Consider the following 12060-nt stretch of genomic DNA (forward strand, 5'->3'; position numbering starts at 1 on the left):
TGAATCAATTCTTGATCGCTTCATAAATTACCTTTTGAATGTCTTCCCTAATATTTGCTTTAGACAAGGTATTTGGAGCATTCGAGTCTGGAAAAGTTCTGTTTGATAAAAAGATATACACCAATTCTTCATTAGGATCTGCCCAAGCCATTGTTCCAGTAAACCCAGTATGCCCAAAACTTGATGCAGAAGCACAACCACAAGTTGGCCCTGAAGTTCCTGGAAGTTGCTGCTTGTCAAAACCTAGACCTCTCCTATTTCCTTCCTTACAAAAATGACAAGTATTGAATGTATCAAAAGTGCTTTCAGAAAAATATTCTTTTCCTGCATATTTTCCTTTTTGAAGATACATCTGCATCATTTTCGCAATATCCATAGCGTTTGAGAAAATTCCAGCGTGACCTGCAACTCCACCTTCCATTGCCGCTTCCATATCATGCACATGACCTTGAATTGTTTGGTAACGGAAGTAGGTATCATTTTCTGTTGGAGGAATACGATCTTTTGAAATTCGTTGCAACGGATTATATAACGTATTGTTCATTCCTAATGGTTTGAAAAAATGATCAAAACTCAATACATCCAAAGTTTGATGCGTTTCATTTTCAAGAAATTCTTTCAAGATAATAAAGGTAAAATCACTGTATTTGTATTCTTTTTTAGGCAATAATTTACTTTTTGCAATCGTCTCCATTATCGTATCATGATAATCTTTTCTAATAAAAAGACTATCTGCAACTTGAATTGAAAATTGTGAATCGGGTGTTGCTCTATAATATTTTTCGCTTGGTTTTTTATCTTTGTCTAGTGTTTCCTTATAAAAGGGAATCCAAGCCTGTAATCTTCCTTGGTGCGAAAGCAAATCCTTAAACGTGATGTTTTTCTTATCTGTTTTATTGAAAAGTGGCAACATTTTACTCAATTTTGTATCCAATTCTACTTTGTTATTGTCATATAATTGCATGACATTTGGCAAAGTCGAAATCATTTTCGTCAATGAAGCAACATCATAAATATCACTATTTTTAACTTTAATCAAGTTATTATAAGTATGATAACCGAATGATTTTTGGTAGATTACTTTACCTTTTCTGGCTACTAAAATTTGAGCTCCGGGAGTCATTTTTGAATCAATTGCTTTTTGTGCAATCTTATCAATTTTAGACAAAATAGCCGAATCAACACCTACATTTTCAGCAGCTGTAAATCCTAAAACATCGACTTTTTTTGTTTTCAAACCATCATTTACCGCAAATGAATTGTTGATGGAAACCGGTAATTTTCCTTTTGCTTCAAAAGCACCAAAAATCAACTGACCTGAAACAATTTGGGAAACATCAGTGTTTTGATACGAAACAATCAAACCTTCAATATTGCTGAAATCTGTAATTGGCAAAAGAGAATATGGCTTTGCAAACACATCCAAAATTACTTTTTTACGCTTTGCAATCGAATCTAGTTTTGCTAATTCTTCGGGTTTAAAATCATGTTTTTTCCAAGCTCCATCTGCTTTATGAAATCCTACAATTACTTTAGTGTAAGGTTCAAGTTTCAATAATAAAGTATCAATATTGGATTCTGAAATTTCGGTAACTTCTGTATATTGCTTTAAGGTATTTAGAAAAGAACTGTTATTATCGTCTCCTAATTTTACGTAGGCAATATTTTCATTTTCGATATTTTGAATAGGTAAGATAGCATCCTGATTGATTAGAACAGTCGTTGCATTTTCATACAATTCATATTGAAATGCGTTATTCAAAATTGGATTTACATCGTTGAATAAATTGGTTGTATCAATCGGTTTGTAGTGGTCCAAACCTGCTTTGTATTTAAATTGCAGAATTTTCTTTACAGAATGAGCAAATCTTTCTTCTGATAAAATAGAGTCTTGATATGCCATACAAATCTTTTCTAAGGCAACAGGCACATTTTCGGCAAAAAGCAAAATATCATTTCCAGCCATAAAAGCTTCTAGGTCAATTTCTCCTGGTTGTTTGAAATTACTAGCACCTTTCATATTCAACGCATCCGTAAAAATCAAACCTTCAAAACCAAGTTGTTTTTGAAGAATATTAGTTACGATGTTATAAGAAATCGAAGAAGGATAATTTTCTCTTGGCTCCAAACTTGGAACATTTAAATGTGCAACCATAACGGAAGCCAAACCTTCTTTAAAAAGTTTTTTATAGGGATAAAACTCTACATCTTCGATTCTTTCCTTCGAAAAATTTACTATTGGTAAAGTGTGATGCGAATCGGTTTCGGTAGCTCCGTGTCCTGGAAAATGTTTACCTGTAGCGAAAACTCCTTCGCGTTGAATTCCTTTCATCAACGATAGTGCTTTTTCGGTCACATTAAATTTATCCTCACCAAAAGATCTATTTCCGATAATTGGATTTAATGGATTCGTATTGATATCTAAAACAGGTGCAAAGTTGAAATGTATCCCCATTCTCTTGCTTTGCTTTCCATATTCCTCTCCTACTTTTTCAATCAATTTATTATCTTGAATTGCTCCAAGGGTCATGTTCCAAGGAAAACGATTTACAGAATCTAAACGCATTGCCAAACCCCATTCGGCATCAATCCCAATAAACATTGGAAGTTTTGATTTTGCTTGAAATTGATTGGTTAATTTAGCTTGACGATAAGGTCCGCCTTGAAAAAAAATCAGTCCACCTATTTTATAATTCTCAATCAATCTTTCGATAGCATTGGTATGAACTGTGTCTTTATTGGAATAAGCGGCAACCATAAACAATTGACCAACCCTTTCATCAAACGACATTTGGTTATAAACGCTATCGACCCAAACAGATTGTTCGGTTCTGCTGTTTTTTTGGGCAAGCGAAATTTGACTAACAAATACTAGTAGGAAAACGAAATATTTCATTTGGGGAAAGAGATTAGAAAAAACGACTGTGCCAGCTATCTGCAGCAGGAACTTCCCAAGATTCGTTGTATTCGGCAATGTTGTTTACCAAATTATTAAAAACAATCGTATTGGCTGTTACGGCTTTGTCCTTAGCCATCTTTTTGAAATCGATTAATGGTTTGTGGGCAACATGTTCCCCTAATTTGAATGTAACATTCATTTTATCTAATAAATCTACATCGTATTTTTTTTCTAAACTTTGGATAAAAGCAACCGACGAATCAATCGAACATCCTGTAGCCGTTTGAACTTCCTGATTTACTGCCAAGATGATAAAGCGGTTGTATTTTAATTGAAAAGAAGCTTCAAGACTGGTTCCGTGAGCGGCCCAATTTTCTACAAAAACTTGCAAATCTTTTTCAATTTCTGCAAATTCTTCTTCAGAAAATTTTCTGTTGGATTGGTATATCCATATTTTTGATTCTTCTGGTAAATTTTCGAATGGAACGTACATTTGATTTTAGATTTTAGATTTTGGATTTCAGCTATATGAAATTACAAATCCTGTGCATTTGCAATTAATTCGGCTACGTCCATAACTTTGATTTCGCCTTCTTTTTCTTTATTTTTTACACCATCGGTAAGCATTGTATTGCAAAACGGGCAACCTGCAGCAATAACTTGAGGTTGTGTTTGCAAAGCGTCCTCAGTTCTTTCGATGTTAACCTCTTTATTCCCTGGTTCTGCATCTTTGAACATTTGAGCTCCACCAGCACCACAGCATAATCCGTTTGCCTTCGAACGCTTCATTTCGACTAATTCAGCATCTAATTTCTGGATTAATTCTCTTGGAGCTTCATATACATTATTGGCTCTGCCTAAATAACAAGGATCATGAAAAGTGATTCTTTTTCCTTTAAATTGTCCGCCTTCGATGGTTAATCTTCCATCGTCTAGCAATGATTTTAAAAATTGGGTATGATGGATAACTTCATACTTTCCGCCTAATTCCGGATATTCATTTTTTAAAGTGTTGAAACAATGTGGACAAGCCGTTACGATTTTTTTTGCTTCGTAAGCATTCAGAACTTCAATGTTCATCATGGCTTGCATTTGGAACAAAAACTCGTTTCCAGCCCTTTTGGCAGGATCTCCTGTACAACTTTCCTCGGTTCCAAGAACGGCAAAAGAAACATTCGACCGATTTAAAATCTTTACGAATGCTTTAGTTATCTTTTTGGCCCTGTCGTCAAAACTTCCTGCACAACCCACCCAGAAGAGAACTTCTGGTTGTTTTCCTTCGGCAAGCATTTCGGCCATTGTTGGCACATTTAAAATCTCTGACATATAATTATAGAATTTAGAATTTAGATTTCAGAATTAATCTGAATCTAAAATTATTCGTGGTGTTCGTCATCAAAAACTTGAATCGTAACTTCTTTATCTACTAAATCGGTAAACTTTCCTCTGTAACGAGTAGCCTTAACCAAGTGATTATCAATCCAATGATAATTTCCTCCACGTGGTTTTCCCATAACCATACCGTGGTATTTGAAACCATGTTTTTTCAACCAGGTTTCGGTATATTCTCTGTGAGCTTCAGTTCTTGAAGTAAAAAAGAAAATAATATGACCTTCATCATACCATTTATTTAATGTTATTAACGCGTCTGGATATACTTCTGCCGTTAACATTCTTTCTGGTTCTTCATTTGGAATATCATCACAGATGGTTCCATCGATGTCAATTAGATAATTTTTTACTCCTTCAGGCAAAACAGGACTGATTGTATGTCCGTTTTCTGTGGCTTTTACCAATTGCTTGTCTAAATCTTCAGTTCTCATTTTCGTTTTGTTTCTAATTTATTTATGATTTGAAATTAAAAACACCCTTAACCTCACCTATAAGAGAATTTTTATCTACGTATTAATTTTCGTTTTTCCAGTTCAAACGGTCCTGTTGGCTATACTGCCATGGAGCTCCGTTATTTTCAACATTGGTCATCATGGCATTCAATGACATTGGAGCGGCACTTTGTTCCATCACCAAATAGCGTCTCATATCCATAATAATCGAAAGCGGACTGATATTGACAGGACACTCTTCTACACATGCATTACAAGATGTACAGGCCCAAAGTTCTTCAGGTGTGATATAATCATTCAGCAACGTTTTGTTATCTGGAACAAAAACACCTTTGTTGGCATCAATATTATTTCCTACTTCAACCAATCGATCCCTAGTATCCATCATGATTTTTCGAGGCGATAACTTTTTTCCTGTTATGTTTGCTGGACAAGAAGAAGTACAACGGCCACATTCTGTACACGTGTAAGCATTCAACAACTGAACCCAGTTTAAATCCTGCACATCATTTGCACCAAATTTTGCCGGAACAGCATCTGCACCTGCTGGAGCTGCTGCAAAAGGATCTGCATTTGGATCCATCATCAATTTTACTTCATTTGTAACTGATTCCAAATTATCAAATTGACCTTTTGAATTCAAATCCGCAAAATAGGTATTTGGAAAAGCCAATAAAATATGCAAGTGTTTTGAGAAATATAAATAATTAAGGAAAATCAAAATTCCCGTAATATGCAACCACCAAGCTGCTCTTTCAATAATATAAACTGTTCCATTAGCAACACCGTCAAACAAAGTCGCAATATATTGGCTAATAGGGAAAGATCCTGCCGGATGAAAATCCATAAAACCACCACTTACATTTTGCAAATGATAATCGGCTGCATTCATCAAAAGGAACAACGACATCAAGACAATTTCGAAATATAAAATATAATTGGCATCGCTCTTTGGCCATCCTTTTAAATCAGAATGAATGAATCTTTTGATCTTGATAACATTTCTTCTAATCAAGAAAACAATAACTGCAACTAAAACCAATGCTGCTAAAATTTCAAATGACCCAATTAATACATCATAAAAAGCTCCCATAAAGGCAAAAACACGATGTGTGCCAAAAAGTCCATCAATAATAATTTCAAGTACTTCAATATTGATGATCACAAAACCTACATATACAATAATATGTAAAAATCCAGAAATAGGTCTTTTTACCATTTTTGATTGTCCTAAAGCAATCATGGCCATATTTTTCCAACGCTCCGATTTGTTGTCGTAACGGTTTACTTCTCTTCCTAACTTAATATTGCGAAGGATTTTTTTGACATTTACAGTAAAATATCCTACTCCTAAAATCAGGATGATAGCAAAAAATATATTATCTAAATAACTCATATACTGATTTTTACTTTATAGAATCTGTAACTTTTGGTGCAACATAAGGTTTGTTCTTTTTACCAAAAAGCGAAACATTGATATATCGTGTTGGGTTTAATCTCAAATCTTGAAGCAATAATTCCAATTCTTTTGAGGTTTTTGTAAAATTATTATACATTGCATCGTCCTTGAGCAATTTCCCCATTGTTCCTTTTCCGGTTTCCAAATCTTTTACTATTTTATTTACCCCATCAAGCGTTTTCTCAAGATTATTGATGGCTTCACCAATTTTTGCTTTTGCAATAGTATCAGATACTTTAGAAAAATTAGAGGATATTTTTTCGAAATTTGTTACTACACCATCAATTTTGCCTTTATTGTTCGCCATAATCTCGTTTAGGCTTTTAGAGGTTTGGCTGAAATTAGCCATCGTGGTATTCAGATTTTCGATACTAGCTTTTAGGTTATTTTTTGTTTTAGCATCCAAAACATCGTTCAAGTTGCTGATAAGAGAATCCGCACTAACCAAAACAAGCTCCACTTTTTGTTGAACAGGCCCTAATTTATCTCCCAATGCCGTTAGCATCCCAGGGACGACTCCACTTTTTAAGGTTTCACCAGATTCTGCTTGAACTGGGTCTTGAAGGTTTGGGATAATCTGAAGTTGTTTTCCTCCAATAACACCTGGCTCGTAAAGATTTACTACACTTGTTTTTGAAATTGGAAAGTCGCTTTTAATTTGAATTTCTACTCTTAACTTTGCTGTTTTATGATTAAGATTGATAGCAACAACTTTACCAACTGCTAAACCACTAATGGTAACTGGAGCCGAAGGAGCCAATCCTTCAACATTGTCAAAATCTACATAAAAAGTTCTGTAATTTGTTAGCAAGTCACTTCCTCTTAAAAAACTGTATCCCCAAATGAATAGCAGTATTGAAGCAATTACCAATATGGCTGTTTTAATCTCTCTTGTAATTTTCAAAGTATAGCGTTTTTAAACAAATTTAAAATAAATATCAGAAACTAAACTGTATTTTAGTTTTTAATAACATCTTGCAAATTTACTTTTTTTCCGTCTTTAAATGCAATAATATAGGCAGAATCGAATCCTTTTGCTTTAGCTTCAGCTAAATTTTGTTTTGCAACGTTATAATCCGAGGTATTGCCATACATATATTTGAATAAAGTACCGTTATCAGTTGTTATAGATAGATTGCCTAAACCTTTGAAATTAGCAGGTGTAAGATCTAATTTTTTACCACTTGCAGAAATCTGTACTTTGAAAATCACTCCTTTCTCATCAGCTTTCGCCGTTTCTTTTGGGTCGTCGTTTTTTACTTCAGGTTCTTTAGTTGTTACTTGCTTTTCTTCAGTAACATTTTTAGGAACATATTTTTCCACTGCCACTTCATTATCTCCTGTTCCAAAATATTCCTTTTTGTAACTAAATATGGCATTTGCAATAGATTCTGCTAATTCGTCCTGACCTTTTTCTGAGTTTAAATACTCTCCTTCTTCTTTATTCGATAAAAAGCCCAACTCTACCAAAACACCTGGCATGATTGTCGCATCTAAAACCCAAAGCGGTGTTTGTTTAACGCCTCTACTTTTACGTTTTAGTCCAGTTCTAAAACCTTCTTGGATTTTTCCAGCGATGCTAATACTTTGATCCAAATATTGTTCTTTGAGTAAATTTAGTCCCAAAGTAGTTTCGGGAGATTTCGGATCAAAACCTTTATATTTAAGTTTATAATCACCTTCCATCTCAATTACTTCGTTCTCTTTTTTTGCAATTTCTAAGTTCATGGCACTTCTATCCATTCCCATTACAAAAGTCTCCGTTCCATAAGGACCAAAGTTTTTGACAGCATTACAATGTATAGAGATAAAAAGATGGGCATTCATCTTGTTTGCAATATTAGCTCTTTCTCTTAATTCTATAAAAACATCGGATTGACGAGTATACACAACATCAATATTAGGATTTTTATCTAGAATTTTGCCTAGTTTTGAAACTACTGCCAAAGCTATTTTCTTCTCTACAAATCCGTGGTGGGAATTACCAAAATCCTTTCCACCGTGGCCTGCATCGAGAACAACCTTAAATTTGCCGTTTTGTCCAAAAGTCAGTGCTGAAAATAAGCATAAAAGTATGATTAGGAAAGATTTAAGTATGTGTATGGATTTCATAATTTGTATAAAAGTTAATTTTAATAAAAACCTTATGGTTATAATTTCGAAAAGTACTTATTTTGATGAAAATTTATAGTATGTTTGACACTTCAAAAATTGAGCCATATTTTTACAAAAATAGCATTTAAACCTTTGCGTACAAACTTATTTCATATCGTTTTATCAGCAATTTTTTTAACATTGGGAACCTCAAAAATTTATTCTCAAGAGTTACCTAAAAAGAATGTTGTTATTCCCGCTGAAAAACAACCAGATAGCACAGAAATTGTAGTTCCAAAACTTGAACTAGTTAATGAAGTTATTGGAGATTCATCAATTATTGATACGGTCAAGCCAAAAAAATCTACATTGGATGGAATCGTAAAACGGGTTGCCGTTGACTACGAAAAAGTAGATCAGAAAAACAAATTACTTACCTTATATAACGAAGCAGAACTCTATTATCTAGATGTTGAACTGAAAGCAGGAATAATCGTCATGGATTATGCCAAGAACGAAGTTTATGCAGGTAGAATCAAAGACAGTACAGGAGCTTATACCCAAAGACCTGTTTTTAAACAAGGTACAAATGTAGTAGAACCCGATTCTATTCGCTTTAATTTTAAAACCAAGAAAGTCTTAATTTGGAATTCCAGAAGTCAACAAGGGGAATTGAATTTTATTGCCGAAATTGCAAAAAAAGAAAATGATTCGGTTTACTTCATGAAAAATGTAAAATTCACTACAGCCGAAGATATTGACGATCCCGAATATTATTTTCTAGCCCGAAAAGCCAAATTTGTTCCTAAAAAGAAGGTTGTTGTAGGACCAACAAATATGTACATTGCAGATGTGCCAACACCAATAGGCTTGCCTTTTGCTTTTTTTCCAATGACTGAAACCAGTCAATCAGGTGTTATCATGCCAACTTTTACCGACACTAGAAGACAAGGCTATTCACTACAAAATGGGGGTTATTATTTTGCCTTGAGCGATAATTATGATCTTACTTTTCTCGGAGATTATTACACCAATGGTAGTTATGCCTTGCGATTTGAATCGAGTTATGCCAAAAGGTATCGTTTTAGAGGAAATGTAAACATTCGATTTGAAAACCAAATTACAAGCGAGAGAGGTTTTCCTGATTATGCCAAGACTAATATCTATAATATTCAATGGTCACATTCACAAGATGCAAAAGCAAATCCAAATTCTAGATTTTCAGCTTCTGTGAATTTAGGAAGTAGCACGTATTTTCAAAACTCATTAAATACAGTAAATGTTGGTTCTCGATTAAACAACACGATGAACTCCTCTATTTCCTATTCTAAAACATTTAATACGGTTCCATCTGTGAATATGTCGCTCACGGCAAATCATTCGCAAAACACCCAGACACAGCAAATTAACATGACCCTTCCTACTTTGCAAGTAAGTGTAGACAGGATTTTCCCTTTTGCTTCAGAAGATGCTCCAAAGAAAGGTTTCATCAAGAACATCAACTTTCAATATAACGTTCGAGGTGAAAATCGTTTTCAAACAACAGATTCCCTGTTTTTTAAACCCGAAATGTTTCGTGATGCCAGAACCGGTCTCCAACACTCTATTCCTTTGAGTACCAACTTCAAGATATTTAAGCACTTTAGTGTTTCAACTGGAGCTAATTATAACGAAGTTTGGTACCTAAAGACAATAAACAGAAGATTTGATGTAGAGCAAGGTCAAGAAGTAAAAGAAGATGTGAATGGATTTGATGCCTTTAGAACCTACTCCTTTTCGAGCAGTATTGGAACAACGATTTATGGAACTTTTAATTTTGGTGAAGAAAAAAAGATTCAAGCAATTCGCCACGTGATGCGACCAAATGTATCATACAGTTATACTCCAAGTTTTGAAAAATATTGGGATACCTATGATACCGATGGAACTGGAACGATCAGAAAAGATTATACACGATTTGAAGAAGGGATTTTTTCGGCACCGGGACGTACCAATTCAAACATTATTTCTTTTGGACTTAGCAATACTTTCGAAGCAAAAATGACCGACAAAGATTCTACCAAAACAGAACCAAAGAAAGTAATGCTTTTAAACAATTTGAATTTTTCTACTAGCTATAACATTGCAGCCGATTCTTTGCCTTGGTCTCCCGTTCGTGTGAGTGGTGGAACGCTTTTATTCAAGGATAAAATGAATGTGAATTTTGGTGCAACCCTAGATCCTTATGCACTTAACAACGCTAATAGACGTATTAGAAAGTATAATATTGATAATGGCGGAAGTTTATTTCGAATGACCAGTGCCAATATCACATTAAATTACTCTTTCTCAAGCGAAGGCAATGACCAAAACGAAAATAGAAACGAACAAGGTGCTAGAAACGGTGGTCGAGAAGACGATCTATTTGGTACCAATAGGGATATTGGAGACAGAAGAGGAAGTCAATTTGGCGATGAAGAAGAGGAAGAAGAGGAAGAATTTGATGGATTTTTCAATACCAATCTACCTTGGGACATGACCCTAGCCTATTCTCTCACCTACGGAAATGCTGCTCGACAAAATGAAATTACGGGTAATTCTATCATGATTTCCGGAAATGTAGACATCAGTCCAAAATGGAAGCTGGGTGTTTCTACGGGATATGATTTTGTTCAAAATGGTGTTACTTTTACCCAATTGAGATTTGAACGCGATTTATTGAGTTGGCGAATGGATTTCAACTGGTCACCTTTTGGTGAAAATGCCTATTGGGGATTTTTCATCGGAATTAAATCTGGAATGTTGAGTGATATCAAGTGGGAAAAACGAACACAGCCTGATCGAGTCATAAGGTAGAGTGATGAGTTGAGAGTTTTGAAATTAATTTAAAGCAATATGAAAAAAATAATTTATACTGATAAAGCTCCAGCTCCAATTGGACCTTACAATCAAGCCGTTTTAGTGGGCAACACACTTTATACTTCTGGGCAAATTGCTCTTGATCCAATCTCAATGGAACTAGTTTTAGATAACATTGAAACCGAAACCAAGCAAGTAATGGAAAATATGAAAGCTGTTCTTGAAGCCGCCGGAATGACATTTGAGGACGTAATTAAAACTTCAATTTTTATCATGGACATGAATGATTTTGCTAGAATAAATTCAGTTTATGGAAGTTATTTTGATGAAAAAACCGCTCCTGCAAGAGAAACAGTTCAAGTAGCATGCTTGCCAAAGAATGTAAATGTCGAAATTTCTATGATTGCTATTAAGTAGTAATTGGTTTTAAGTCGCAGTAAATAAATAGTGGGTGTTGTAAACACTAAAAAAATCAATAAAAAAAGTCCAATTTCAAATTAGAAATTGGACTTTTTTATTTTACGCAATATGGTAAACTAAATACTGGGATTGAAAACTACATACTAATTGCATTCAACAACAATTGTGCTGTTGCTTCATTGGTTGCTAATGGAATATTATGTACATCACACACTCTAATTAGCATATTGATATCCACTTCATGGGCATGGCTGGAGTTTGGGTCTTTGAAAAACAAAACCATTTGGGTTTTTCCCTCTGCTACTCTTGCAGCAATTTGTGCATCTCCACCCAAAGGTCCTGAAAGCATTTTTTGAACCCTGAATCCCGCATTTTCAGCTTTGGAACCTGTTGTTCCGGTAGCAATCAGTGAGATTTTCTCTGCAATTAATAGTGCCTTGTTCTTGTTTAGAAACTGCACCATATCAGCTTTCATACGATCATGTGCTATTATAGCAATTTCCATT

At 34.5% G+C, this 12060-nt stretch carries 10 protein-coding genes; 2 read left to right on the forward strand and 8 right to left on the reverse strand.

The window, feature by feature from the left end:
* Positions 1-4 precede the first annotated feature (4 nt).
* The 7 genes from G508_RS0112115 to G508_RS0112145 form a co-directional block, all read right to left on the reverse strand.
* The gene (locus G508_RS0112115) at positions 5-2896 is read right to left on the reverse strand and encodes a glycoside hydrolase family 3 N-terminal domain-containing protein (RefSeq protein ID WP_026705574.1); all 2892 of its coding nucleotides are present in this window, start codon (positions 2894-2896) and stop codon (positions 5-7) included.
* 13 nt (positions 2897-2909) lie between these two features.
* Positions 2910-3392 carry a hypothetical protein gene (locus G508_RS0112120; RefSeq protein WP_026705575.1) on the reverse strand — a complete coding sequence of 161 codons (483 nt, stop codon included), beginning with the start codon at positions 3390-3392 and terminating at the stop codon, positions 2910-2912.
* A gap of 41 nt (positions 3393-3433) precedes the next feature.
* On the reverse strand, positions 3434-4225 hold the full coding sequence (locus G508_RS0112125; protein WP_026705576.1) for a (Fe-S)-binding protein: 792 nt from the start codon (positions 4223-4225) through the stop codon (positions 3434-3436).
* A 50-nt stretch (positions 4226-4275) separates the two neighbouring features.
* A complete protein-coding gene (locus tag G508_RS0112130; RefSeq protein ID WP_026705577.1) occupies positions 4276-4722 on the reverse strand; it encodes an LNS2 domain-containing protein in 447 nt (148 codons plus the stop codon).
* Between the two features lie 82 nt (positions 4723-4804).
* Positions 4805-6139: a (Fe-S)-binding protein gene (locus tag G508_RS0112135; RefSeq protein WP_026705578.1), complete on the reverse strand. Its 1335-nt coding sequence runs from the start codon at positions 6137-6139 to the stop codon at positions 4805-4807.
* A gap of 10 nt (positions 6140-6149) precedes the next feature.
* Positions 6150-7106, reverse strand: a complete 957-nt coding sequence (locus G508_RS0112140; RefSeq protein WP_026705579.1) for an MlaD family protein — start codon at positions 7104-7106, stop codon at positions 6150-6152.
* 53 nt (positions 7107-7159) lie between these two features.
* On the reverse strand, positions 7160-8314 hold the full coding sequence (locus G508_RS0112145; RefSeq protein ID WP_026705580.1) for an N-acetylmuramoyl-L-alanine amidase family protein: 1155 nt from the start codon (positions 8312-8314) through the stop codon (positions 7160-7162).
* Between the two features lie 135 nt (positions 8315-8449).
* On the opposite strand from G508_RS0112145, the gene G508_RS0112150 reads away from it, so the two are divergent.
* Both G508_RS0112150 and G508_RS0112155 read left to right on the forward strand, forming a co-directional pair.
* A complete protein-coding gene (locus G508_RS0112150) occupies positions 8450-11131 on the forward strand; it encodes a putative LPS assembly protein LptD (RefSeq protein WP_035694725.1) in 2682 nt (893 codons plus the stop codon).
* A 39-nt stretch (positions 11132-11170) separates the two neighbouring features.
* A complete protein-coding gene (locus G508_RS0112155; protein WP_026705582.1) occupies positions 11171-11551 on the forward strand; it encodes a RidA family protein in 381 nt (126 codons plus the stop codon).
* A 139-nt stretch (positions 11552-11690) separates the two neighbouring features.
* Here G508_RS0112155 and G508_RS0112160 read toward each other — a convergent pair whose 3' ends face one another.
* Entirely contained in the window at positions 11691-12059 is a 369-nt protein-coding gene (locus G508_RS0112160; RefSeq protein ID WP_026705583.1) for a methylglyoxal synthase, read from the reverse strand.
* Position 12060 lies beyond the last annotated feature (1 nt).

It is taken from the genome of Flavobacterium soli DSM 19725 (assembly GCF_000422705.1).
GTDB lineage: Bacteria > Bacteroidota > Bacteroidia > Flavobacteriales > Flavobacteriaceae > Flavobacterium > Flavobacterium soli.

What these genes read in the sequence shown, in the direction of transcription:
- G508_RS0112115 (WP_026705574.1), bottom strand. Translation starts at nt 2,896, where the DNA reads ATGAAATATTTCGTTTTCCTACTAGTATTTGTTAGTCAAATTTCGCTT.
- G508_RS0112120 (WP_026705575.1), bottom strand. Translation starts at nt 3,392, where the DNA reads ATGTACGTTCCATTCGAAAATTTACCAGAAGAATCAAAAATATGGATA.
- G508_RS0112125 (WP_026705576.1), bottom strand. Translation starts at nt 4,225, where the DNA reads ATGTCAGAGATTTTAAATGTGCCAACAATGGCCGAAATGCTTGCCGAA.
- G508_RS0112130 (WP_026705577.1), bottom strand. Translation starts at nt 4,722, where the DNA reads ATGAGAACTGAAGATTTAGACAAGCAATTGGTAAAAGCCACAGAAAAC.
- G508_RS0112135 (WP_026705578.1), bottom strand. Translation starts at nt 6,139, where the DNA reads ATGAGTTATTTAGATAATATATTTTTTGCTATCATCCTGATTTTAGGA.
- G508_RS0112145 (WP_026705580.1), bottom strand. Translation starts at nt 8,314, where the DNA reads ATGAAATCCATACACATACTTAAATCTTTCCTAATCATACTTTTATGC.
- G508_RS0112155 (WP_026705582.1), top strand. Translation starts at nt 11,171, where the DNA reads ATGAAAAAAATAATTTATACTGATAAAGCTCCAGCTCCAATTGGACCT.
- G508_RS0112160 (WP_026705583.1), bottom strand. Translation starts at nt 12,059, where the DNA reads ATGGAAATTGCTATAATAGCACATGATCGTATGAAAGCTGATATGGTG.